Consider the following 25,607-nt stretch of genomic DNA (forward strand, 5'->3'; position numbering starts at 1 on the left):
TGTAAGTTAAAATTAAAACTCTAATACTTTTTTAGCTGTTGCAACAATATCTTTTGAGTTTGGTAACCACACAGCTTCTGCTTGCGGGAATGGATATACAGTATCTGGTGCTGTTACTCGAAGAACTGGTGCTTCAAGGCTTAAAATTGCACGTTCTGTAATTTCACTAACTACATTCGCTGCAATACCTGCTTGTTTTTGAGCTTCTTGTACAACGATTGCACGCCCTGTTTTTTCTACAGAAGCAATAATTGTTTCAATATCTAATGGCTGAATTGTACGTAAATCAACAACTTCCACTGAATAATTTTCTTTTTCTAATGCTTCAGCAGCTTTTAATGATTCATGCACCATTGCGCCGTAAGCAAAAATAGAAAGGTCTTTACCTTCACGTTTTACATCTGCTTTTCCAAGAGGAATTGTGTAAGATTCTTCTGGTACCTCTTCACGGAATGAACGATAAAGTTTTAAGTGCTCTAAAAATACGACTGGATCATTATCACGAATTGATGAAATTAAAAGACCTTTCGCATCATAAGGAGTTGATGGAACAACTACTTTTAAACCTGGTTGTGATGTTACTAAACCTTCTAAACTATCTGAGTGCATTTCAGGTGTATGTACACCACCGCCGAATGGTGAGCGGATTGTAACAGGTGCTCCAAGACTACCACCCGAACGATATCGCATACGAGCTAATTGACCACAAATTGAGTCCATTACTTCATATACGAAGCCGAAGAATTGAATTTCAGGAATTGGGCGGAATCCTTGTAGGGCAAGACCAATTGCAAGTCCACCGATACCAGATTCAGCAAGAGGTGTATCGAATACACGATCCTCACCAAATTCTTTTTGAAGACCTTCAGTAGCACGGAAAACCCCTCCGTTAACACCTACGTCTTCACCGAATAATAGCACGTTTTCGTCATCTTTTAATTCGCAACGAAGTGCGTCTGTAATTGCTTGAATCATTGTCATTTGTGCCATCGGTTACTTCGACTCCTTCTCTGTGTAAATTTCATATTGTTCTTGTAGGTTATATGGTAAATCGCCATCATTCATATTTCTGATGAGATCTGTAACTTTTTGTTTTGGTGCTTCATCTGCTTTTTTGATAGCAGCTTTAATTTCTTCTTTCGCTTTTTCAATCACTTCAGCTTCTTTTTCTTGACTCCATAATCCTTTTGCTTCAAGGAATGTACGGAAACGAACGATTGGGTCTTTCTTTTCCCATTGAGAATCAGTTTCTGAAGTACGGTAACGTGTTGGATCATCGCCCGCCATTGTATGTGGACCATAACGGTAACATACTGTTTCAATTAATGATGGTCCTTCACCTGCGATTGCACGTTTACGAGCATCACGAGTTGCAACATAAACTGCTAATGGATCCATACCATCTACTTGAATACTTGGCACGCCTGCTGCAATCCCTTTTTGAGCGATTGTTGAAGCAGCTGTTTGTAATTCACGTGGTGTGGAAATTGCGTATTGGTTGTTTTGTACAATGAAAATTGCTGGTGATTTGAAAGCACCTGCAAAGTTAATTCCTTCGTAGAAATCACCTTGTGATGAACCACCATCACCTGTATATGTTACGGCTACTGCCTTTTTACCGCGTTTTTGAATACCTAGAGCAACACCCGCAGCTTGAACGTATTGAGCACCAATAATAATTTGTGGTGAAAGTACATTCACATCTTCAGGAATTTGACCACCTACAAAATGTCCACGAGACCATAGGAACGCTTTCCAAAGTGGAAGACCGTGCCACACGATTTGTGGTACATCTCGGTAACCAGGTAGAATATAATCTTCTTTTTCAAGAGCATAATGTGAAGCGATTTGAGAAGCTTCTTGACCAGCAGTTGGTGCGTAGAATCCTAGACGTCCTTGACGGTTTAATGATATGGAACGTTGATCTAAAATACGAGTAAAGACCATACGACTCATTAATTCTACCAATTCTTCATCCGATAACTGTAGGTCTACCTCCTCGTTCACGATTTCCCCTTTTTCGTTTAAAATCTGGAACATTTCAAATTTCTCTTCGATCTCGTGTAAATTAGCTACTGGATCGAATTGTTGAGCTTGTTTAGAAGCCATGTTATCACATCTCCTTCATATCTGTATTATAATCTTATTACAAAATTAGTAATACAACAACTATTATTTACAGTATACTGAATATTAATTCCTCGGTCAATCCTAGCATTCATAATAATTAAATTATGTTAATACAAATTTTATTCAATTGCTGTATTATATAGTTTTTACAATCTGTAATATAAAACAGTGACATTTTTCTCCTCTTTACTAGCACAGTTTTTACAACTTTAATTATTGCCTTTTCTTTCGTTTCTAAAACAATCTTTTCTTCTTAATTATTTCTTTTCGTTGAATGAACAGTTTTGTACGTTATAATGAATTAGGAAATTTTTTTGAAAGGAAGAGTACAATGATTTTAATGCACGATATTATTCGAGATGGTCATCCAACATTACGCTCAGTTGCAAAAGAGATGACTTTCCCTCTAACAATAGAAGAAAAAAATTTTGGTGAAGATTTACTTCAGTTTTTAATTAATAGCCAAGACCCTGAAATTGCAGATAAACACGGATTACGTTCTGGAATCGGTATTGCAGCACCTCAAGTTAATGTATCTAAAAGAATGTTTGCATTACATTTACCAGATCCTAAAGGAAAACAAATTAGTATGGTCGTTGTCAATCCGAAAATTGTCAGCCACTCCGTTGAAGGATCTTATGTATCCGTTGGAGAAGGTTGCCTATCTGTTGACCGTGATGTACCTGGTTATGTACCACGTCATGCACGTATTACAGTAAAATTCTTTACTCTCGATGGGGAAGAAAAGAAAATGCGATTAAAAGGATTACCTGCTATTGCATTTCAGCATGAATTAGATCACTTAAATGGTATTATGTTCTACGATCATATTAATAAGGACAATCCGTTCGCAGAAATTCCAAATGCAATTCCATTAGAAGATTAATAAGAAAAAGCTGTTCAATCCATTACTCAAAATTTGGATTGAACAGCTTTTTTAGCTTTATCTATTTTTCTAACATAATCCTAATTTTCTCATAGCTTTTGATAGACCATCATCATCAACATGGTCTGTCACAAATGTGGCTACCTCTTTCGCCTTTTCATGACCATTCCCCATAGCTACGCTTGTTCCCACAGCTTTTAACATTTCAATATCATTAAGACCGTCACCAAAAGCAATCGCATCTGTTATATCGAAATCCGTATGATTTAAAAACTGTTTTATACCATACGCTTTTGATACATCGTGATTAATAACATCTACTGAATATTCATGCCAGCGGATTAGTTTTAACTCTGGATACAATGTCGCATATTGCTTTTCTTCTTCTTCATCAACATATAACAAGATCTGATAAGTATCTGAGTGCTTATAATATTCTTCATTAACTTCTGGCATTGGATAAAATAATGAGTCCATGCTTACCCGAACTTTTTGGTTATCTTTTGTTGCTGAAGTCATTTTTAAATGGTCTAAATAGACAATAGGACTATTTTCGCGCGTTGCTTGAGCTACTAGTCTTTCAACTGTTTTGATTGGAATAGATCGCTTGGATATAACATGCCCTTGATAAACGACATATTGTCCATTAAAACTAATATATGAGTTTAAACCAAGTTCATCTAAAACAGGTTTTAAAAAGAAAGGAGAACGACCAGTAGCAATTGCCACCTCGTGCCCATTTTCTTTTGCCTGCTGAATCGCATCATACGTTGACTTTGGAAGCTTCTTTTCTGAATCATACAGTGTTCCATCAATATCAAAAAACAATATTTTCTTTTTCATACTTTTTACAATCCTTCTTTCTGTATTTGACTGTTAAGTAAATCATCTTTACATTTATTGGTTAATTTAGTATAATAACTTTAAGGAGTGATACGCCATGTTCAAACGTCTTAAAAAGCAATTGTTAAAAAGGCTTCGTGGCTTACTCGAGAAAAAATCGATCGCTTAAAGTTACTTTGCCCTTCATATTTTGGAGGGCTTTTCTTTATTTTAGTTTACCTACATGATAATATAAAGGAAATGCAATTATTTTGAACGTATTAAAGGAGAGCAAAAAAATGATTTACAAAGTTTATTACCAAGAAAATGTGCTTGAAGTACCAGTTCGCGAAAATACTAAAAGCCTATACCTTGAAGCTGAGGACGTACGTGAAGTACGTGAAAGACTTCAAGGCCGTGGTTACAACATCGAATTTATTCAATTGCTTGAAGGAAACTATTTAGAATACGAACAAGCAAGTGAAAATTATAAATTGGAGAATCTCTAATTTAATGAAGTTTGTAAAAAATGACCAAACTGCGGTTTTCGCACTCGGCGGACTGGGCGAAATCGGCAAAAATACGTATGCAGTTCAATTCCAAGATGAAATTATCTTAATTGATGCAGGTATTAAATTCCCTGAAGATGATCTTCTCGGAATCGATTATGTAATCCCTGATTACACTTATCTTGTAAGAAATGTCGATAAAATTAAAGGTCTTTTTATTACTCATGGTCACGAAGACCATATTGGTGGTATTCCATATTTACTTCGCCAAATTAACATTCCTGTTTATGGTGGTAAATTAGCTCTTGGATTGTTACGCAACAAATTGGATGAGCATGGTTTACTTCGCCAAACAAAACTCATTGAAATTAATGAAGATGACGTGATTAAATTCCGTAAAACTTCTGTTAGTTTCTTTAGAACAACACATAGTATACCGGATGCATTCGGTATTGTTGTGAAAACACCTCCTGGTAATATCGTGCATACTGGTGACTTCAAATTTGATTTCACTCCAGTTGGAGAACCAGCTAACTTAACGAAAATGGCTGAAATCGGTCGTGATGGCGTTCTTTGCTTATTGTCAGATAGTACAAACGCTGAACGTCCAGAGTTTACAATGTCTGAACGTAAAGTTGGGGAAAGTATCGATGAAATTCTTCGTAATGTAGAATCACGTATTATTTTCGCAACATTTGCTTCTAATATTCACAGATTAAAACAAGTTACAGACGCAGCGGTTAAACACGGCCGTAAAGTAGCTGTTTTTGGTCGAAGTATGGATAATGCAATCAATATCGGTCGCGATTTAGGATATATTACTGCACCTAAAGAAACATTCGTTGATGCACAAACTTTAAATCGCTTACCTGCAAACGAAGTTATGATTTTATGTACTGGTAGCCAAGGTGAACCGATGGCAGCACTTTCTCGTATTGCTAATGGAACACATCGTCAAATTCAAATTCAACCTGGCGATACAGTTGTATTCTCATCTTCACCAATTCCAGGTAATACAATAAGTGTGAACAAAATAATTAACTTGTTATACCGTGCAGGGGCTGAAGTTATTCATGGTTCATTAAATAACATCCACACTTCAGGTCATGGATCTCAACAAGAGCAAAAGCTAATGTTACGTTTAATTAAACCAAAATTCTTCATGCCAATTCACGGTGAATATCGTATGTTGCGTATGCATGCAGGTTTAGCTGAAGATTGTGATGTTGATCTTGATAATACTTTTATCATGGAAAATGGTGAAGTACTTGCTCTAAGTTCTAATGAAGCACATGTTGCTGGTCGTATCCCTTCAGGTTCTGTATATATCGATGGTAACGGCATAGGAGATATCGGCAATATTGTATTACGTGATCGTCGTATCCTATCAGAAGAAGGTCTTGTCATCGTTGTAGTAAGTGTGGATATGGAACAACAAAAAATGGTTGCTGGTCCAGATATTATCTCACGCGGTTTCGTTTATATGCGAGAATCAGGTATGATGATAAACGAAGCACAACAAATGCTAAATAAGCATTTACAACAAACATTGCACGAAAAGACACCTCAGTGGTCTGAGTTGAAAAATGAAATCACGGATGTCTTAGGACCATATTTATTCGAAAAAACAAAACGACGTCCAATGATATTGCCAATCATAATGGAAGTTTGATATCTATATAATAAAAATCCCAACATTCTAGAATGTTGGGATTTTTATTTACACAATATATTTTATTCAGCTTTAGAAAGAGATTAAGTCACCTTAAAACACAATACTTACCATTTCTAATATACTTAAATTTTTTAGAGACAAGTAAGAAGTATCGTGCAAATGAATATGTAGTAGGTTCTCTAGCCTTTGCTAATTCAACATCTTCTTCTCAAACCGACCAATATCTGCATCTGCTCCAATAACAATTAAAATATCACCTTCATGAATTAATTCATCAGCCTGTGGTGAAACAATAATTTCTGATTCTCGTTTAATCGCTACAATGTTAACCCCATAGCGTGCACGAATATCTAATCCTATAATCGTATGCCCCTCTAAAAGGTGATTTGCCTTAATTTCCATAATTGAATGTTCTTCTGAAAGTTCCAAATAATCAAGTACATTATTGGACATCATATTATTTGCAATTCGGATCCCCATATCTCGTTCTGGATGCACTACGTGGTCTGCTCCTATTTTACGAAGCACTTTTTCATGATAATCATTCTGTGCTTTTACAGTAATTTTCTGTACACCTATTTCTTTCAACATCAATGTTGTTAAAATACTAGATTGAATGTCATCTCCAATTGCCACGATGACATGTTCAAAATTTCGAATCCCTAATGACTTTAAAACAGACTCATCTGTTGTATCAGCTACAACAGCTTGGGTGGCAATTGTTGCAAATTCATCGACACGTTCTGGATGCTTATCAATGGCCATTACTTCTGCACCTTGATTTACAAGTTCGTTGACTATGCTACCTCCAAAACGCCCTAATCCAATAACAACAAATTCTTTTTTCATGCTAAATACCTCCGATTCCGCTGCACATCTCAAAGCTTATCTTCATCTATTTTAACAGACAATTTCCTTTTTGGCTGTTAAAAGTTATCTAGTATCATTAGCCACTTTCGTCTATAAATAAAAAAGATTGCTCGTTATAGAGCAATCCTTTTATTAGTATGAAGATTAAGCATTTCGTACTTCGTCAAGAACACGGTTAACACGTTTTTCAAGCATTTTCATGCCACTTCCACCCGCTTGGAAGTGACGAAGTTTACCTTCTTTATCAAATACATAATATGCAGGTACATATTGATTTTCAAAAGTATCGGTAAGTTTCATTTGACTATCTACGAAAATTGGTTGAGTAATTCCATGTTCTGCTGCAACATCTTTAATCTCTTGAAGATCTAAGTCTTTATCAGAACGTGGCATATGAACAGCTACTACATTAAGTTCGTCTTTATATTTATCACGGAAATTATTAACTTCTGGCATTGCTTCTTTACATAAATGACAGCTAATTGACCAGAAGTGAATTAATGTAGGTTTTTCACCAACTAAGTCAGCTTTAGAAACTTGGCCGTTTAACCATGCTGTTTCGCCTTCTAATTCAGGCATATCTGAACGTAATTTCATAATTTTTCACCTCATAATTTAATAATGTATGTTGTTACTATATGCAATTTTTTTAAAAAAGGGCCTAACAATATGTTAGGCCCTTGACTTTCTTACTATAGGAATTAACCTTTTAGTAGAGCATCGCCTGGGTGCCAGTTTGCTGGGCAAAGACCACCAGTTTGTAATGCTTGAAGTACGCGTAATACTTCATCTACGTCACGACCAATGTTATTGTGGTGAACAACTTGGTATTGTAATTCGCCTTCAGGGTTGATGATGAATAGACCACGTAGTGCTACGCCTTCTTCTTCAATAAGAACGCCATATTCTTTAGCAACTGATTGGTTATGATCTGCTGCTAATGCATAGTTTAATTGACCAATACCGTTTTCAGTACGATCTTGGTTAATCCATGCTAAGTGAGTGTGGATTGTATCAGTTGATACACCGATTACTTCTGCATCAAGATCTTCGAACTCGTCGAAACGATCTGACATTGCAGTGATTTCAGTTGGGCAAACAAATGTGAAGTCCATTGGATAGAAGAAAAGAACTGTCCATTTGTCGTTTTTCATATTTTCTTCAAGACTAACTTTACCAAACTCTTTGTTTGGCATTACTGCATCCATTTCAAAGCGTGGAGCTTGTTTTGCTACCATACGTTCTGCCATGATATATCCCTCCAAAAGTAACTATTTTATAAATGTATGTAGCTTCATATGCTACAATCCATTTATTACGATAACAAATACATCTATTGAAAGCAAAGAATTCAACTTACAAATTGTTCATTGTTTAGTTATAATGTGACAGTTTTTTAACTTTTGAAATATTTTCAAATGCTCCCCCTATAGCAAAATAGTTGGGAAGACAAAATTAGATTTCTACTCATCAAATGGCTTTTGTGGACGTTGACGGCATTCCTTCTCAGAATTCATGTCGTTGCTTGCTGAATCTCGCCATTCATTACATTTCGCACAAAAATTTGTATCAAATTCTTCATTATAACGTAGCAATGAAATACATTTGTAGCAATAATCTCGTAATTCATCCGTCCTAATTAACTTTCCGTTAATAGCTAAAAATGTCCCCAAATATTTGTGTTTATGCTGTTTTTTCATTGAAGTTTTCTGTCCTCTCAAAATAATGTATCTTATCAACGTTCTTAATTCTCGTTTAGTTCATTTCAATATCATTATGTACCTATAATATATCTAACGACAACAAATTACATAACAAAAAACAATGGATCACTTCTTTTTAGCAAGAGCAATCCATTGTTATTGGGTTTGTGTATGTTGAATTTAAGTTGATTTGCCTATTCTTCTTTAGAACCAAGGCAGCGTTCACATTCATATAACGCAGATTCGACTTGCTCCACAATTTCACACCCGCATTCTGTACAAAGTTTTGGATATTTTTCATTTTGTTCGTTTTGCATAAAGATCTCCTCCTAATTATAGATAATGTTTTACTACCAGGGCTTTGTATTAAGATATATGTTGGTAGCTTGGTATCGTTAAGAATTCTTCAAATTCTTCTTGTAACGTTAAATCGGTAAAGATTTCAGCAGCTTCTTCAAAGCGACCAGTTGAGAAGTTTTCTTCCCCTACTTGTTCAGCAATTTTTTGTAATTCTTGTTTCAACAACTCTTTGAATAAGGCTACATCAATCTTTTGGCCATCTTCTAATTTACCTTCAGGATGTCGAATCCATTGCCATACCTGTGTACGTGAAATTTCTGCTGTTGCAGCATCTTCCATCATATTATTGATTGGAGCAGCACCATTTCCACGTAACCAAGAAGCAATATATTGCACTCCCACACTACAGTTAATACGTAAACCATCTTCAGTAATCGTACCTTGTGGAACTTCTAGTAAATTTTCAGCAGTAACATGCACATCTTCACGTTTACGTTCAATTTGATTTGGATTTTTCATATGCTGATCAAATTGTTCCATTGCAACAGGTACTAATCCTGGATGCGCTACCCATGTTCCATCGTGTCCATCTGTCGCTTCACGGCGTTTATCCTCGCGAACTTTTTCGAAAGCAATTTCATTTGCCTGTGGATCATCTTTAATCGGAATTTGAGCAGCCATTCCACCTATTGCAGGTGCGTTTCGCTTATGACAAGTTTGAATACACAATTGTGTATACGCTCTCATAAATGGTGATGTCATCGTTACTTGGCCTCGATCTGGTAAAATAACATCTGAATGATTACGTAATCGTTTGATATAGCTAAAAATATAATCCCAACGACCACAGTTTAAACCAGCTGAATGTTCTTTTAACTCATATAAGATCTCATCCATTTCGAAAGCCGCAGGAATCGTTTCAATTAAAACTGTTGCTTTAATCGTCCCTTGTGGAATCCCTAGATAATCTTGTGAGTAGACAAAGATATCATTCCATAGTCTAGCTTCTAAATGACTTTCTAATTTTGGTAAATAGAAATACGGCCCTGAACCTTTTGCAATTAATTCTTTTGCATTATGGAATAAAAATAATCCGAAGTCAAAAAGGCTTCCAGACATAGGCTCACCATTTACTTCTACGTTTCTTTCAATCAAGTGTAACCCTCGTGGACGAACTAATAATGTAGCTGTTTCATTATTTAAGCTATATACTTTGCCATTTGAAGATTGAGTGAAGGAAATGGCTTTACGTACAGCATCATACATATTGATTTGACCTTCAATCATATTCTCCCAAGTTGGAGAAGTTGCATCTTCAAAACATGCCATAAACATTTTTGCCCCAGAATTTAGTGCATTAATGACCATTTTACGCGTTACAGGGCCTGTAATTTCAACACGACGGTCTTGCAAATCTTCAGGTAATGGAGCAATTGTCCAATCCCCTTCTCGAATTGACTTCGTTTCATCTAAAAAATTTAGAGAAGCACCCGCATCTAATTGTTTTTGACGAACCTCTCTTCGTTCTAATAAAGCTTTTCTTCTATCGTTAAATTGCAGTTGTAATGATGCGATAAATTGTAATGCGTCTGGCGTTAATATTTGCTCAGTTGATGCATTCTGTGAACCTATTATTCTAATAGTAGGAGTTGCCGTTTGCTGACTTCCCAAATCGATCATCCTTTCAAATCAACTATGTTGAAGAATAGAGAAGGCTGTTTGTTACTATTTCTTAAAATCAATTAAATCTAGTTTTTGTGTAAGCGATTTAAAAGATAAATAGGTTTGAACTAGAAATAGGTACAAACAGCCGTAATATAAATTAATTAGATAAATTGTGCAGTTTCTGTAGAACCTTTCATAGCTGTTGTTGAAGAAGTTCCACCTGAAATAACTTGTGATACTTCATCAAAGTAGCCAGTACCTACTTCACGTTGATGTTTTGTAGCTGTATAGCCTTTTTCTTCACTCGCAAATTCTTCTTGTTGTAATTTAGAGTACGCAGCCATACCGTTATCTTTGTAATCATGAGCCAATTTGAACATGCTGTGATTTAGTGCATGGAAACCAGCTAAAGTAACGAATTGGAATTTGTAACCCATTTTACCAAGTTCAACTTGATATTTTGCAATTGTTTCATCATCTAAATTTGCTTTCCAGTTGAATGAAGGCGAGCAATTATAAGCTAATAGTTTATCTGGGAATTGAGCATGAATTGCATCAGCAAATTTCTTTGCTTCTTCTAAATCCGGTTTAGATGTTTCACACCAAACTAAATCAGCATATGGTGCGTAAGCTAAACCACGAGCAATCGCTTGATCGATTCCAGCTTTTGTTCGGAAGAATCCTTCTGGTGTACGTTCTCCAGTGATGAATTCTGCATCACGTGGATCAATATCACTAGTTACCATATCAGCTGCATCTGCATCTGTACGTGCAATTAAAATAGTTGGTACACCAGATACGTCAGCTGCAAGTCGTGCTGCTACTAAATTACGAATTGCATTTTGAGTTGGCAGTAAAACTTTGCCCCCTAAATGACCACATTTTTTCTCAGACGCTAATTGGTCTTCTAAGTGGACACCAGCAGCGCCTGCTTCAATCATACCTTTAATCAATTCAAAGACATTTAAAGGACCACCAAAACCTGCTTCTGCATCTGCTACGATTGGCGCAAACCAGTCGAAATTGTCTAAGCGACCTTCAGCATGATCAATTTGGTCTGCACGTTGCAGTGCTTGGTTGATTCGTTTAACTACTTGTGGTACAGAGTTTGCAGGATATAAAGATTGATCAGGATACATTTGACCAGAAAGGTTTGCATCTGCTGCTACTTGCCATCCACTTAAGTAAATTGCTTGTAAGCCTGCTTTTACTTGTTGTACTGCTTGATTTCCTGTTAAAGCACCTAATGCATTGATGAAATCTTCTTCATTTAGAGATTTCCATAAACGCGCTGCACCTTTTTCCGCTAAAGTATGTTGAATTTGTACAGAACCACGAAGTTTCACTACCTCTTCTGCAGTAAATGGACGTTCAATCCCATTCCAACGCTCTTCTGCTGCCCAGCTTTTTTCAAGTTCCTCAATTTGTTGTTGTCTTGTTAACATATACATACACACCTTTCACTTTGACTTTGTTGAACGCTAGCTTTCTATTTAAAAATACACCCCTACATTTTGTTGCATAACAGCTACCGTTGTTATAAACTAATATACAACAGGTAATGTATTTTGTAATTGTTTTTGGATGAAATACCTTTTTTTTACGATAAATGAATTAATTTCTAAGACGAAGTGAAAATTCAGGATTGGTATAGGAGGAGCATGACATGATACAAAGTACAGAAGTTTTAGCGAAAGAATTAGCCGAACAGTATAGTAATTTATTAGTAGATTGGATACCAAAAGGAGCCTCAATCGCTATAGCAGTAGGCGAAACTTACATCTATTATGAAGTAGGTGCATACGATATTCTTTTAGAAAATGGAACGAAGTTTAAAAAAGGAAGTATTGCTGATCGTGTTATTAAAGAAAGAAAGAAAATTGAAACTGTTATAGAGCAGGAACTTTTAGGTATTCCATATTACGGTATTGGTTACCCTATCGATTTTTTAGGTAAGCCTGCTGCATTAATTGTTATATTGTCTCCAAATCATCCCGAAGTAAAGAGAGAACCTTATCGCTTTATAACAGGTAAAGAGCAAGATCAGTGGGTACCCATTGCAATTGATAAGATTTCCCATTTTGAAAGTCTTAATAAGAAGAATTGGTTTTATGCGAATGGTGATCAATATAAAATAAATTTGACGCTAAAAGAGCTCGCAAGAAGATTACCAGACTATTTTTTAAGGATTCATCGTTCCTATATTATTAACATCCATGCCATCAGTCGTATCACTCGTGACTTCTCCTCAAATTTAATCATTATTATGAAAGATGGCATTGAACTACCTGTAAGTAATTCCTATTTAAATGAAGTGAAACGAGTTTTAGAGTTTTAACTAATGCAAATAAAAAGAAGTCTTTGGTTGGATTAAAGCATAAAGGGTCTACTCTACAATCATTTATACCAATGTAAAAATAATCTTAAAGATTTTAATATAAAGAATATAAAAGCTCTTTTATATGATATTGTTGATTTTTTAATTCATCTTACTTGAGCGAAAGGCTGAGTCCTGTGGGAAAGAGAGCTAGACGAGACCCCACAGCGAGATTTTCTCTGCGACGAAGCTAGCGATGCGATGCAGGAGCAAAAAAGGAGGCTCGTTGGTTCACCACTGAAAAAACGTACGCCTGTAGCGAATCGGATGGAAAATTAACAGTATTGCTAAACAAATTCAATATCAAAAAAAGATAGATGAAAGCAGACTAATCTGCAGCATCTATCTTTTTTTGGTCTAATTAAAACCAAATAATTTTATTTTCACCAAAAAGGTTGAAAAATATGAGCAATTTTGTATAATAGATAGCGTTTTAGTAAACTAAAAGTTTTGTAACAGTAAACTTTTGTTACTGCAAGTTAGGCAAAAGTAAACTTAATTAACTGCAAGTTTACTAATAGTAAACAAATTGAGGAGTACTATAGATGCAAATCGGCAAAAAAATTAAACGACTTCGTCTAAAAAAGGACCTTACCCAAGAAGAATTAGGTGAAAGAACAGATTTGAGCAAAGGATACATCTCTCAACTAGAAAGAGATTTAAACTCTCCTTCAATCGAAACACTCTTCGCATTATTAGAAGTCCTTGGTTCAACACCAAAAGAATTCTTTGATGATGATGTTGAAGATCAGAAGGTCGTATACACCGAGGAAGATCACAACATTTATACAGATGAGGAAAAAAAATATAGTATAAAATGGCTTATTCCAACTTCAAATGAAAAAGAAATTGAGCCTGTCTTGATTACTTTCGAAGAACATGGCGAGTTTAAACAATTTGAGCCATCTCTATCTGAAACCTTTATATATGTGCTAGAGGGTCGTGTACGACTTGTGTTAGGTAAACAATCATTTGTTGCAAAAAAGGGAAATACAATCTACTTTGATGCTTCAGATAATCATCAATTGTTCAATGATATTGCAGGCAAGACGGAGTTTTTACTTGTCGCAACTGAATCATATTTGTAGCTTAGGAGGACCATAAATGTCGGAAAATGCAATTATTCACTTTGATAAAGTTTCAAAATCATTTAGCGATGGAACTGTTGTATTGAAGGATATCAGCTTTGAAATGGAACGTGGTAAATTTTATACCTTACTCGGACCTTCAGGCTGCGGTAAAACAACCATTCTACGTCTAATCGCTGGTTTTATGGAACCAACAAGCGGCTCTATTTATTTTAATGGTAATAAAATTAATAATGTTCCTGCTAATGAGCGACAAGTTAATACTGTATTCCAAGACTATGCACTATTTCCACATTTAAATGTGTTTGAAAATGTAGCATTTGGCTTACGTATTAAGAAAGTTGGCAATGCAGAGATTACGAAAAGAGTAGAAGAAGCATTAAAATTCGTAAACTTAGCCGGCTACAGTCAACGTGAAATCTCGGAAATGTCTGGTGGTCAACGTCAACGTGTTGCGATTGCACGAGCAATTGTAAATGACCCTGAAATCATTCTATTAGATGAACCACTTTCCGCATTAGATTTAAAGCTTCGTACGGAAATGCAATATGAACTTCGTGAATTACAACAACGCTTAGGTAAAACATTTGTCTTCGTCACGCATGACCAAGAAGAAGCACTCGCAATGTCAGATGAAATCTTCGTATTAAATGAAGGTCATATAGAGCAAAGTGGATCTCCTGTTGATATTTATGATGAACCAATTAATCGCTTTGTAGCTGATTTCATAGGTGAATCTAATATCGTTCCAGGTACGATGATAAAAGATTTTGAGGTTACATTCACTGGTAAAACCTTTGAGTGCGTTGACCAAGGATTAAATCCAAATGAAAAAGTTGACATCGTTATTCGCCCAGAAGATTTAGAAATCACAGATATTGACAAAGGGAAACTTGAAGTGAAAGTAGATACACAACTATTCCGTGGTGTACACTATGAACTTTCTACTTATGATCAGGATGGCAATGAATGGCTTGTTCACTCACTGAAAAAAGCAGATGTTGGTGCAAAAATCGGCTTAGACTTTGATCCAGAAGCAATTCACGTTATGAGATTAAACGAATCAGAAGAAGATTTTGATAGACGTTTAGAGTCATATGGGGAAGAAGATAATGCGTAAAAAGGGGAATTTACTTTCACTCATTCCTTATTATATTTGGATTCTCTTCTTTGTTATTGCACCAATTCTTTTAGTAGTTTACTATTCTCTTTTAGATTTGCATGGTCATTTTACTTTAGAAAACTATAAAAATTTCTTTACTAGTGTTTATTTAAAAATGACATTAAGCTCGTTCTGGTATGCGTTCCTAATTACTTTTTTCTCATTATTAGTTTCGTATCCAGCCGCTTACTTGATTACGAAAACGAAGCATAAACAGCTTTGGCTTATATTGATTATTATTCCTTCATGGATAAATCTACTATTAAAAACATATGCATTTATCGGTATTTTCGGTAATAAGGGTCCGATTAATGCATTTGCTAAAGCAATCGGACTACCAAATCAACAAATTTTATTTACGGATTATGCATTCGTATTTGTCTCTGTATATATCTTTATTCCATTTATGATTTTGCCAATTTTCAATGCACTCGATAAACTCAACCCCGCATTAATTGATGCATCACGTGATTTAGGGGCTTCTAAATTAACAACATTACGAAGGGTAATTATTCCTTTGACGATGAATGGTATTAAATCTGGGGTTCAAGCTGTATTTATCCCTTCCCTATCCCTATTCATGATTACTCGATTAATCGCTGGTAACCATGTTATTACACTCGGTACAGCAATTGAAGAACAATTCTTAACAACACAAAACTGGGGAATGGGTTCAACAATCGCTGTATTCTTAATTATCTTTATGTTTATCATCATGCTAATCACTGGTGAAAGACGGAAAGGAGCAGCTCGTAATGGAAAAACTAAATAAAAGATCGAAACTCTATTTGACCTTCGTCTTTGTCGTTCTCTACGCACCGATTCTGTTCCTAGTATTTTATTCTTTCAATAGTGGCGATACCATGACGAACTTTAAATCGTTTACTTTAAGTCATTATAAAGATGTTTTCCATGATTCTAGACTAATAGTTATTTTGATCAATACCGTTGTCGTAGCTTTGCTCTCTGCTTTAATCTCAACAATCATTGGGACGCTTGGTTCAATCGGTATCATTGCGGTTCGTAACCGCAAACTTCGTAATACACTTTTATCATTAAATAATATTCTGATCGTTAGCCCCGACGTTATTATTGGCGCTTCTTTCTTAATTTTATTTACGATGGTTGGGGTTAAATTAGGCTTTACTTCTGTTTTACTATCTCATGTAGCATTTAGTATTCCAATCGTTGTTCTAATGGTATTACCAAAATTACAAGAAATGAGTTCATCCCTAATTGATGCAGCATTAGACTTAGGTGCTAGTCGTCGAGATGTATTAACACGTGTTATTTTGCCATTTATCAAACCTGGGATTTTCGCTGGTTTCTTTATGGCATTAACTTACTCTTTAGATGATTTTGCTGTAACATTCTTCGTTACTGGTAATGGTTTTAGTACTTTATCTGTAGAAATTTACTCAATGGCAAGAGCAGGGGTTTCTCTAACTGTTAACGCCATTTCTGGTTTAGTATTCTTTGTAACATTAATCCTTGTATTGGGTTATTACTTTATTACAATTCGTCAAACAAGAACGGGGGCTCATAAATGAAATCCTTAGTACGAGCAACCATCGGTATCTTACTTGTGTGCGGGATTCTTATGTATACTGCACATGCTATGGATACAACATCAGGTAAATCTGGTAAAGACATATTAACTGTCTACAACTGGGGAGAATATATCGATCCAGCTTTGCTTAAAAAATTTGAAAAAGAAACTGGAATTCATGTAATCTATGAAACATTCGATTCTAATGAAGCAATGATGACGAAAATCGAACAAGGTGGGACAAATTATGATATCGCTGTTCCATCTGAATATACGATTGAGCAAATGAAAGAGCGTCATTTATTAAAGAAAATTGATCAGAGTAAAATTCCAAATTTAAAAAACATTGATCCAGATTTCTTAAACTTGGATTTTGATAAGCATAACCAATACTCTATTCCTTATTTCTGGGGTACAGTAGGGATTGTTTATAACCCAAAACTTATAAAAGGTCATAATTTTGATAGTTGGAATGAATTATGGGATCCGACATTAAAAGGTAAAGTAATTTTAGTCGATAGTGCGCGTGAAGTAATGGGTGTTGGATTAAACAGTATGGGTAAATCACTTAACTCAACAGATAGTAATGAGTTAAATGCAGCTACTAATAAATTGATCAAAATGGCGCCAAATGTGAAAGCAGTTATTGGCGATGAAGTTACACAAATGATGATTAATGGAGATGCTGAAGTTGCATTAACTTGGTCTGGCCAAGCTGCTGATATGATGAATGAAAACGAAGATTTAACATACAGTGTTCCTAAAGAAGGATCAAACTTATGGTTTGATAATATGGTAATACCGAAAACCTCCAAAAACTATGAAGGTGCTCTGAAATTCATTAACTTCATGTGTGATCCAAAAGTAGCTGCTCAAAATGCTGATTATGTTGGTTACTCTACACCTAACAAAGCAGCACTTAAATTATTGGATCCTGAAGTGGTAAATGATGAACGCTACTATCCTTCAAAAGAAGTGCGAAATAAACTTCATGTATATAAAAATTTAGGTAAAGAAAAAATCGGAGAATACAACGAATTATTCTTAAAATTTAAGATGTCTATAAGATAAAACTTAGAGGTACTGTCCTAAATCGATAAAGAGCTTTAAAAATGCACTAAAATTGATGATGTAAATAAGATATTTAAATCAAAAAGAATTCGCGACACCCTGCGGGTAAGTGAGCCGGGCGAGGAGGCTCGTCGGTTCACCCGCGGAAAGGGAGCGAATTCTTTTTGTTACTATTAATTTTCTATTTTATTCTATACATTTAATAAAACATGGACTTTTCGACAACCTCATTTCTAAAATTCCCCTTTTGCAATAAAACCTATTTAATTGAATCGCAAACAGACTAGCTATATAATTTAACATAACGCAAATTCAATACTTAGTGAGACGAAATAAATAAGGAGAAACAGAAATAGATGAATAAAAATAATAAATTTGCGCTCATTTTATTAATGTTTGATATATTTATAGCAATGAGTGCCATTGGGTTGATTGTGCCTATTATGCCAAGTTATTTAAAAGAGTTTGGTGCTAAGGGCGCCGTGCTTGGCTTTTTAATTGCCATAATTGCCTTTGCCCAATTCATTTTTTCTCCAATCGCCGGAAGCTTATCGGACCGATTAGGTCGAAAGAAACTAATTGTTTTTGGATTGATTTTAAATGGAATAAGTCAAATATTATTCGGTATATCCAACCATTTATGGGAACTGTTTGTTTTACGTTTTTTTACAGGTATGGGCGCCGCCTTTATCACACCACCCATTATGGCGTATACGGCAGATATTACAACACTTGAAGAACGAGGAAAAGCAATGGGTTTAATTGGTGCAGCCATTTCCTTTGGTTTTATGATTGGACCTGGCATTGGTGGAGCCCTTTCAAATATTAGTATTCACTTTCCTTTCATTGTAGCTGGTAGTGCTGCAATCTGTGCAGGGATATTTTCATTACTATTTTTACCAAATGTAAAACCTACCGTTGTTGACAAGCCAACTGGCAATAATATCATCAAAGAAATGATTCGTTCAATTAAGACACCTTATTTTGTGCTTTTGATCGTTGTTCTTGTATTCTCATTTGGAATCGCAAATTTCCAAGCGACTTTATCTATGTTTGTAACAGATAAATTCGATTACACTCCGAATGATATCGCCATCATCATGACTGTCGGTGGCTTTGTAGGCGTTATCGTTCAAGGTGTGCTACTTAACCGTCTGTTCAAGCGTTTTGGTGAAATGAACATTATCTTAGTAAGTCTTATTTTTGCAGCTATCTCAATGCTTGGCATGATTTTCGTTAGCAGTTACTTTACAATCCTATTCGTAACAACCATATTCCAAACAACAACTACCTTGATAAGACCAGCAGTAAATACACTCATTTCAAAAGTCGCGGGGAATGAGCAAGGATATGCTGCAGGGATGAATAATGCTTATATGAGCCTAGGTAATATGATTGGTCCAGCATTAGCAGGGGTACTACTGGATTGGCATTTGAATCTTCCATTTGTACTTGGTACCGTCATCTTAATTGGTTGTTACCTTATTACCTTCATTTGGAACAAAAAATCTTTTGCAGCTCATTAATCTAGATATTAACAATTCGACACGCTCAAAAAGAGACGTGTCGAATTTTCATTTCTTTTTATTTTTTACTAATGCTTCAACATCTAATCGCTTTATTTCTTCTGTTTTCTTGACTTTTGTTAGATTTCCCCTCATAAATATTCCTCGAATGGTCTGCCAACCAAAACGTCTTAATGTAATGTCAATAAAGAATAATATCATCGCTATTAATAGGAACCACGTTGTAATGTTTTGCTGCTCAAAGCTACCTTTGGGAAGCTTACGAAATGCCTCACTCGGCTCTTTTAATACTTTTCCACCAGTAGTATCAGCAATTTGTTTGAGTAGTTCTGAATTTGGCTGTTGCAATTGATATTCTTTACTGTAAGGTATGGTTACACCTGCTTTATACATTCCATCATCTTCATTTGTGATGCTGAAGTAGACAAGCCCTGGTTTATGGTCGATATATACTTTTGTTTTTCCAGGGGCCACTGCTTCTTCTGTTATTTCTACTTTTTCCCCGTTATCATCTACTACTGCTATATCCATAAATGCCGAATGTTTTGTGGCATCTGTTACTAAATAGGAGCCATCCGATTGCTGTGAAATTGTATAGGGAACTTCATCATAAGAAGGAAGAATTTCCGAAACTGCAGTGTTCCAGAACCTTGACCATTTATCCCAGCGGGCCCAATCACCTGCCCACTTCCCTGATGTGTCAGATGTATAAGCAATGGATTTACCAAGTCCGTAATTCCATTCTGCAATCACAGGATCTTTCTGATTACTCTTAGCAATAACTTTTGAAGTTTGTTTTGCAGTAGTTGCAATGTAGGCATTCATCTGCGGCACACCATCTGTAAACAATGCATTCCATGGTGCACCAGAAGTAATCATAGGATAAAAAGGATTATCTTCTATATAGGTTCGTGTCATCATGGATGTTTCACGTGATAAAATCGATGGTACCGTTTCTTCATCTCGGACATCATAAAAACGACCTGTTCCAAAACGTGCGAGTTCTTCTAAAAGCCTGCGATCTGCATCATCACCAATCGCAACTGTTGATAAAGTAATATTTGATTTTTTTCCACCTTCTATTAATTGCTCATATGAACTACTTGTCGAGGACTGGCCATCTGTTAGTAAAATAATATGCTTTCTTTGAAGTTTTAACGGTTCTAATTGTTGATATGCCAATTGAAGCGATTGGAAGATTTCTGTTCCACCTTCTGGACTAACAGATAAAATATCAGCTATTGCTTGTTTTTTATTTTTCAATGGGGCTGTATCAATAATACTCCATGGACGATCATCAAAAGCGATAAAACCAAACGTATCATTTTTTCGCAATAATTCTACAGAACGTGCTGCCGCTTCTTTAGCCAGTTCAATTTTGTTTCCAGTCATACTTCCAGAACGGTCCATGACGATAACTAATCCTAAAGATGGAAGCTGTTCCTTCCCTTTAACCTCCATCTCAACGGGCAAAAGCTTTTCAATAGGTGTTTTAAAATAACCACCTAAACCATAACTACTATCGCCACCAGTCATCATAAACCCTATACCAAAGTTTTTGACAGACTGTTCAATCATACCCATTTTCGCTTCTCCAACCTCATGACCTGGAACATTATCAAAAATGATGGCATCATATTGCAAATACGATGTTTGTGTAGAAGGTAATTCGGAAGCTGAAATTATCTTAACTACAAGCTCTTTTTGTCCGATTAATTTAGACAAAGCAGTGGACTTACCATCTCCGTGAACAAGTAAAACGCGTGGCTGCCCTTCAACATTTGTAACACTCATCCATTTATTATTTTCAAGGAATGAATCATTTGCTACTTTTAGTGTAGCTTCGTATTTTAATAAACCTTGTTTTTTTGCTATATGTTTAAAAGTAACTGTATTTTTCCCAGCATCTAGGGAAACTTTTTTCTTTGCGATTGTTTCATCATTTAAAGCAATTAAGAGTTCCCCATCTGTCGCTTCTGTAGTTTCTACTTGAATATGTAATGATTGTTCTTCACCAGCATATGCAACATTTGGTGTTTGAAAGTTCGTAATAGCCGCATCTGTCATATGATCATTTTTCAACAGAACTGTATCAATTTGAATACCATTATGTTTGAAATAGTTTAATTGGTTTTCTACACTTCCTGCAGTCTCTAAACCATCAGAAAGTAAAATTACTCTTGTTGCTTTATTTGTTTCTAACATATTTGTGACCAATTGCAATGCACTTGCGATATTTGTTTCACTAGTATCAGCCATATCTTGCCACTTCGTAACTTGCATGGTATCTTTCGTTAAACCAAATTCTGTTTGAATGCCCTTTGCAAAACTATAAATCCCCGTATATTGTGAATTCTTTCTTTGCTGTAAACTTTTTTCTATCCAAGACGCAGCATCTGTATCTGTTCCTTTCAATGAAGCAGAGCGGTCCACTAAAAAGACAACCTGCTCCTCTTGATTTGGAAATGTAATATAGGGTCTCGTAACAGCAAAGAGCAAGCAAAAAACAGCTAAAAATCGCAAGAAGAAAATAACCCAATGCTCACGCTTTTGTAATGTTTTTTTCTTTAAAAACCAGCTGATATAAATGACAATAGGAATCGCTAGCAGTAACCAAATAGGTTGATCAATACGTAAATCCATGTCTACGTTGCACCTCCCATTCTGCTACTAGTAAAACAATCATAATCATGATAAGAATTGTCATGATTGTAGAGTCGATTTTATTTGTGGTAGCCTTTGCTGTTAGTTCACCGAATTGATACGAAGATCCTTCAGATAATGTTTTTTCTTGCTGCTCAAGTGCAACCACAAAATATAAAGGCTCGCCATCTGTTTTTATATAATATACCCCTGGTTTTGCCGGGGCCACAAAGCTTCCTCCATCTGTTAGACTATTGATATATTCATTGTTTGCAGAGTAAACATCGTAACCTTTATTACTTTCTGGTAATGCAACAATCCTTTTTTCTTCTGGTTTAAAAGTACCCAGTTGACTTTCCACTGCAGTTAGTTTCTCTTTTGCATTCCATAAAAAAAGAGGAAAAGAAGGGTGTAAGGCCCAATCCGTCATTTGCATATCTGTTAGTACAACAAGATGTCCATTTTTCGTTTGTTGTATGAAGGGCTTATCATCAACAGTTGCTAATGTCTTTGCATCTCTTACCTCAGGGTATAACTTTTCTACATAGATATCGTCTATTGGTGCATATGAAAAGAGTTCATTTTCTATTACCTTCACAGCCCCTTCAAATTGAAAAGCCTTCTTGTCATCTCTCCCAATGAGTAATATAGGATTTTGCGATTGTTTTAATAGGCTTGTTTGATTTGTCACAAGTAAGTTATGTCCTTCAATCATCTTCAATTGTTCTGTAGGTATAGTACTAGCTGATGGGTCGATTGATTGAAATGCTTTCACAACTAACTGATGTAAGGATTGATCCACATAAATTTGTGTATTATCGGTTGCAAGTACTGTACTCATCGATTGGTCGGCAGCATAATCATCATTTACAAATAGCTTTGCAGTTACTGCAGCTGTTATTTTTAAATTATCTAGTTTTATTTTTGTTATTTGATTCGAATTTAGATGAACCATTTTTTTTGAAATCTCTTTATTGTTAGCATCATAGATCTTTAATGTAGCTTGTTGGTCCTTTTTTGTTTGATTGTCAATTTGTGCGATTGCTTGCATGCTATTACCTGTTTGTATTACGCCAAATCGTTGAAGTGAAATGTTTTGAAACTTGCTATCTGCTCCTTGGATAATCCATTTCACATTTTCGGTTCGTTTAGGTAGTTGTTTGTGGTCCATAGAATCTGTAAAAACATATACAGCTGTCGATTTCTTACCAATAATACTTTGTAGAAAGTCCATCGTATTTGGCCAATCTTCATGGCTATATGTAACTTGTAAGTCCTTTATGGCTTTCTGAATTATTGTTGTATTTTGCTCATCACGTAATATGATTTTAGGTTCTGCATCTATTGCAATAATGGTTACAGATTTACCATCAAGCTGCTTAGATAACGCAAGCATCTCCTGTCTATGTTTTTCAAAAGCACTTTGATTTCCCTCTTTTGCTAGCATTGTAGCTGATGTATCCACTACCCAAATAATTTGTTCACCCGCAATGGTTTTCGATTTGATATATGGTTGGAGGAGTGCAAACACCATTAAAAGTAATGTCAACATTTGCAAATAGAACAATGCATTTCGTTGTAGATGTTGTATATAGGGAGATACCTTCGTTTCCTTCATAACCTCTCGCCAAAAAAGTGTTGAAGATACATCTTGTATCACATATTTTTTTCGAAAGAAATAATAGATTAAGACAAGCAGCGGGATGATAGCTGTCCATATATATGCTAAATTCGAAATGCCCATTTAGATCACCTCACTGTATCCAATATGCCTTCGTAAGTTGTTGAAATAAAATATGCTGTATCCCGTCATACGTTTTCACTGGCAAAAAAGCAATACCATATTGATGGCAAAGTGCCTCCAATTGCTGTTGATGTGCCTCACGCAATTGCTTGTAAGAAGTAGTAACATTTTGAGACATCGAAACATTCAATGGTTCTTTTGTTTCCACATCTACTAATTGCACATCCCCTGTAAAATTTGGTGCAATTTCTTGAGCTGTTTGTAATTGTAAAAATCGTACATCCCCAGCTACTTTTGGCGTTTGTTTCAAAAACGCTTGCCATTCTTCTATAGGTTCTAAACCATCAGAGATAATAATTAATATCGTGGAATCCTTCGGTACTATGTTCATCGCATTATTAGCAAATGATTTATTCACTATATGGTTTTCAAGCTTTGCCACTGTTTGCTCAAAGGCATATTGAAAGCTCGCCCCTTTTCTTCTAAAAGGTGGAACAGGGGTATCTGTAACATAGCTAAAGGATAAGTGGTCATCTTTATTTAGAACCATACTGCCTAGGGCTGCAGTTAATAGTTTTGCTAATTCCCACTTATCATCTTGTACCATCGATTTTGTTGTATCTAATAAAATATGAACGCGCATTTCCTGTTCGTCTAAAAATCGTTTGATAAAATATTTTTCAGTTCTTGCATAGATATTCCAATCCAATTGGCGGACATCATCCCCAGGATGATATTCTCTAAAATCAGAGAAATCGAGTGATGAACCAAATCGATGGGAGCGGTGTGACCCTTTATGTTGTCCACGTATTCTCGATCTACTTTGTAAACTGTAACGACCAATTTTGCTACCCCATTCAACTGGTAATACGTTTTTCTTTATATTCATACATTTTGCCCTTGTTGTACTACTTCGATAAATTGATCAATCACTTCGTCAATTCGAAGCCCTGTGGAGATACCCTCATAATTTAGTAATAAGCGATGACGTAAAGCAGGCTTTGCGACTGTTTTTATGTCAGCAATTGAAACATGAAATCGTCCATTCATAAGAGCTCTCGATTTTGCTAACTTTACAATACTTTGCAAGCCCCGTGGACCACTTCCATACTCGACATATTGACGAATCATTTCTGGTGCAGATGGTTGATCAGGATGTGTTGCAACAACTAAATCAACTGCATACTCCAGCATATCGTCAGCTATAATCACTTCCTTTACCATTTGTTGTATATCTATTAATTCGCCTCCGGATAGTCTTTTTTCTAACTTAATATTTTTTGCACCAGTCGTTCTTTTCATAATTTCCATTAATTCATTTTTCGTTGGACTTGGAACTTGAATTTTGCATAGGAAACGGTCCATTTGAGCTTCTGGTAGTGGATAGGTTCCTTCCATTTCAATAGGGTTTTGTGTAGCCAAAACAAAAAAGGGCTTTGCCATTTGTTTTGTATCTCCAAGTACCGTCACCGTTTTTTCCCCCATAGCTTCAAGTAATGCACTTTGAGTTTTAGGTGTCGCACGGTTAATCTCGTCCGCTAATACCATTTGGCTAAAAATTGGCCCTTCTTGGAATTTAAAATGCGATTTCCCATCAGGCATTCTTTCAATAACACTCGTCCCCGTAATATCTGTTGGCATCAAATCTGGTGTAAATTGAATTCGCGTAAAAGATAAATCCAATACCTCTGAAATTGAGCGAATAAGCATTGTTTTCCCAAGACCAGGGAGGCCTTCTAAAAGTGCATGCCCATCTGCTAATATTGCGTATAAAGTAAGGTCGATCGTCTCTTCTTGCCCGACTATATAGCGACCTATTTCTTCTCGTACTAATTTTAACTTTTCACTTGTTTGCTCGTATTGCTCAGCAGTGTATGACATGATATT

24 protein-coding genes are annotated in these 25,607 nt (G+C 35.7%); 10 read left to right on the forward strand and 14 right to left on the reverse strand.

Features of this window, described 5'->3' with window-relative positions; all coding sequences use genetic code 11:
• Positions 1 to 12: 12 nt before the first annotated feature.
• On the reverse strand, positions 13 to 990 hold the full coding sequence (locus tag ACIQ4I_RS06945; protein ID WP_403094385.1) for an alpha-ketoacid dehydrogenase subunit beta: 978 nt from the start codon (positions 988 to 990) through the stop codon (positions 13 to 15).
• Positions 991 to 993: 3 nt separating this feature from the next.
• On the reverse strand, positions 994 to 2,109 hold the full coding sequence (gene pdhA, locus ACIQ4I_RS06950; protein WP_403094388.1) for a pyruvate dehydrogenase (acetyl-transferring) E1 component subunit alpha: 1,116 nt from the start codon (positions 2,107 to 2,109) through the stop codon (positions 994 to 996).
• Positions 2,110 to 2,461: 352 nt separating this feature from the next.
• Between pdhA and def the strand changes: the two genes are divergently transcribed.
• Complete coding sequence (def, locus tag ACIQ4I_RS06955; protein ID WP_403094391.1) at positions 2,462 to 3,016, forward strand: peptide deformylase; 555 nt, start codon at positions 2,462 to 2,464, stop codon at positions 3,014 to 3,016.
• Positions 3,017 to 3,085: 69 nt separating this feature from the next.
• Here def and ACIQ4I_RS06960 read toward each other — a convergent pair whose 3' ends face one another.
• The gene (locus ACIQ4I_RS06960) at positions 3,086 to 3,859 is read right to left on the reverse strand and encodes a Cof-type HAD-IIB family hydrolase (protein ID WP_403094394.1); all 774 of its coding nucleotides are present in this window, start codon (positions 3,857 to 3,859) and stop codon (positions 3,086 to 3,088) included.
• A gap of 278 nt (positions 3,860 to 4,137) precedes the next feature.
• On the opposite strand from ACIQ4I_RS06960, the gene ACIQ4I_RS06965 reads away from it, so the two are divergent.
• Complete coding sequence (locus tag ACIQ4I_RS06965; RefSeq protein WP_397537369.1) at positions 4,138 to 4,347, forward strand: DNA-dependent RNA polymerase subunit epsilon; 210 nt, start codon at positions 4,138 to 4,140, stop codon at positions 4,345 to 4,347.
• A gap of 4 nt (positions 4,348 to 4,351) precedes the next feature.
• The gene (gene rnjA, locus ACIQ4I_RS06970; protein ID WP_403094397.1) at positions 4,352 to 6,019 is read left to right on the forward strand and encodes a ribonuclease J1; all 1,668 of its coding nucleotides are present in this window, start codon (positions 4,352 to 4,354) and stop codon (positions 6,017 to 6,019) included.
• 192 nt (positions 6,020 to 6,211) lie between these two features.
• Here rnjA and ACIQ4I_RS06975 read toward each other — a convergent pair whose 3' ends face one another.
• The 7 genes from ACIQ4I_RS06975 to aceA all read right to left on the reverse strand — a co-directional run bounded on the left by ACIQ4I_RS06975 (position 6,212) and on the right by aceA (position 12,005).
• Positions 6,212 to 6,871 (reverse strand): potassium channel family protein, encoded by a 660-nt coding sequence (locus tag ACIQ4I_RS06975; protein ID WP_403094400.1) that lies wholly within the window; start codon positions 6,869 to 6,871, stop codon positions 6,212 to 6,214.
• 165 nt (positions 6,872 to 7,036) lie between these two features.
• On the reverse strand, positions 7,037 to 7,489 hold the full coding sequence (locus tag ACIQ4I_RS06980) for a TlpA disulfide reductase family protein (protein ID WP_397537366.1): 453 nt from the start codon (positions 7,487 to 7,489) through the stop codon (positions 7,037 to 7,039).
• A 104-nt stretch (positions 7,490 to 7,593) separates the two neighbouring features.
• Positions 7,594 to 8,142, reverse strand: a complete 549-nt coding sequence (locus tag ACIQ4I_RS06985; RefSeq protein WP_403094403.1) for a peroxiredoxin — start codon at positions 8,140 to 8,142, stop codon at positions 7,594 to 7,596.
• A 213-nt stretch (positions 8,143 to 8,355) separates the two neighbouring features.
• Positions 8,356 to 8,592: a hypothetical protein gene (locus tag ACIQ4I_RS06990; protein ID WP_403094405.1), complete on the reverse strand. Its 237-nt coding sequence runs from the start codon at positions 8,590 to 8,592 to the stop codon at positions 8,356 to 8,358.
• A 197-nt stretch (positions 8,593 to 8,789) separates the two neighbouring features.
• A complete protein-coding gene (locus tag ACIQ4I_RS06995; RefSeq protein ID WP_397537363.1) occupies positions 8,790 to 8,912 on the reverse strand; it encodes a YhfH family protein in 123 nt (40 codons plus the stop codon).
• A gap of 49 nt (positions 8,913 to 8,961) precedes the next feature.
• Positions 8,962 to 10,566: a malate synthase A gene (gene aceB / locus ACIQ4I_RS07000; RefSeq protein ID WP_403094409.1), complete on the reverse strand. Its 1,605-nt coding sequence runs from the start codon at positions 10,564 to 10,566 to the stop codon at positions 8,962 to 8,964.
• 155 nt (positions 10,567 to 10,721) lie between these two features.
• Positions 10,722 to 12,005, reverse strand: a complete 1,284-nt coding sequence (aceA, locus tag ACIQ4I_RS07005; RefSeq protein ID WP_403094411.1) for an isocitrate lyase — start codon at positions 12,003 to 12,005, stop codon at positions 10,722 to 10,724.
• A 221-nt stretch (positions 12,006 to 12,226) separates the two neighbouring features.
• On the opposite strand from aceA, the gene ACIQ4I_RS07010 reads away from it, so the two are divergent.
• The 7 genes from ACIQ4I_RS07010 (at position 12,227) to ACIQ4I_RS07040 (ending at position 19,333) form a co-directional block, all read left to right on the forward strand.
• Positions 12,227 to 12,898, forward strand: a complete 672-nt coding sequence (locus ACIQ4I_RS07010) for a LytTR family DNA-binding domain-containing protein (protein WP_403094414.1) — start codon at positions 12,227 to 12,229, stop codon at positions 12,896 to 12,898.
• A 584-nt stretch (positions 12,899 to 13,482) separates the two neighbouring features.
• On the forward strand, positions 13,483 to 14,025 hold the full coding sequence (locus tag ACIQ4I_RS07015; RefSeq protein WP_403094417.1) for a helix-turn-helix domain-containing protein: 543 nt from the start codon (positions 13,483 to 13,485) through the stop codon (positions 14,023 to 14,025).
• A gap of 16 nt (positions 14,026 to 14,041) precedes the next feature.
• Positions 14,042 to 15,145 (forward strand): ABC transporter ATP-binding protein, encoded by a 1,104-nt coding sequence (locus tag ACIQ4I_RS07020; protein WP_403094420.1) that lies wholly within the window; start codon positions 14,042 to 14,044, stop codon positions 15,143 to 15,145.
• Positions 15,138 to 15,959, forward strand: a complete 822-nt coding sequence (locus ACIQ4I_RS07025; protein WP_403094422.1) for an ABC transporter permease — start codon at positions 15,138 to 15,140, stop codon at positions 15,957 to 15,959. Before ACIQ4I_RS07020 ends, ACIQ4I_RS07025 begins: the two co-directional genes overlap by 8 nt.
• Positions 15,943 to 16,737, forward strand: coding sequence for an ABC transporter permease (locus tag ACIQ4I_RS07030; RefSeq protein WP_403094425.1), 795 nt, complete (start codon positions 15,943 to 15,945; stop codon positions 16,735 to 16,737). The genes ACIQ4I_RS07025 and ACIQ4I_RS07030 overlap by 17 nt, the downstream gene beginning before the upstream one ends.
• Positions 16,734 to 17,807: an ABC transporter substrate-binding protein gene (locus ACIQ4I_RS07035; RefSeq protein WP_403094426.1), complete on the forward strand. Its 1,074-nt coding sequence runs from the start codon at positions 16,734 to 16,736 to the stop codon at positions 17,805 to 17,807. The genes ACIQ4I_RS07030 and ACIQ4I_RS07035 overlap by 4 nt, the downstream gene beginning before the upstream one ends.
• Before the next feature lie 356 nt (positions 17,808 to 18,163).
• Positions 18,164 to 19,333 (forward strand): MFS transporter, encoded by a 1,170-nt coding sequence (locus tag ACIQ4I_RS07040; protein ID WP_403094428.1) that lies wholly within the window; start codon positions 18,164 to 18,166, stop codon positions 19,331 to 19,333.
• A 48-nt stretch (positions 19,334 to 19,381) separates the two neighbouring features.
• Here the strand turns inward: ACIQ4I_RS07040 and ACIQ4I_RS07045 are convergent, their stop codons facing one another.
• Genes ACIQ4I_RS07045 through ACIQ4I_RS07060 form a run of 4 tightly spaced genes read right to left on the reverse strand, consistent with a single transcriptional unit; the run spans position 19,382 to position 25,601 of the window.
• Complete coding sequence (locus tag ACIQ4I_RS07045; protein WP_403094430.1) at positions 19,382 to 21,976, reverse strand: VWA domain-containing protein; 2,595 nt, start codon at positions 21,974 to 21,976, stop codon at positions 19,382 to 19,384.
• Positions 21,960 to 23,720 carry a vWA domain-containing protein gene (locus ACIQ4I_RS07050; protein ID WP_403094432.1) on the reverse strand — a complete coding sequence of 587 codons (1,761 nt, stop codon included), beginning with the start codon at positions 23,718 to 23,720 and terminating at the stop codon, positions 21,960 to 21,962. The genes ACIQ4I_RS07045 and ACIQ4I_RS07050 overlap by 17 nt, the downstream gene beginning before the upstream one ends.
• Positions 23,721 to 23,730: 10 nt before the next feature.
• The gene (locus tag ACIQ4I_RS07055; RefSeq protein WP_403094435.1) at positions 23,731 to 24,609 is read right to left on the reverse strand and encodes a DUF58 domain-containing protein; all 879 of its coding nucleotides are present in this window, start codon (positions 24,607 to 24,609) and stop codon (positions 23,731 to 23,733) included.
• A complete protein-coding gene (locus ACIQ4I_RS07060) occupies positions 24,606 to 25,601 on the reverse strand; it encodes an AAA family ATPase (protein ID WP_403094438.1) in 996 nt (331 codons plus the stop codon). Before ACIQ4I_RS07060 ends, ACIQ4I_RS07055 begins: the two co-directional genes overlap by 4 nt.
• Positions 25,602 to 25,607 lie beyond the last annotated feature (6 nt).

The organism is Rummeliibacillus sp. NPDC094406 (genome assembly GCF_044763875.1).
Taxonomy (GTDB): domain Bacteria; phylum Bacillota; class Bacilli; order Bacillales_A; family Planococcaceae; genus Rummeliibacillus.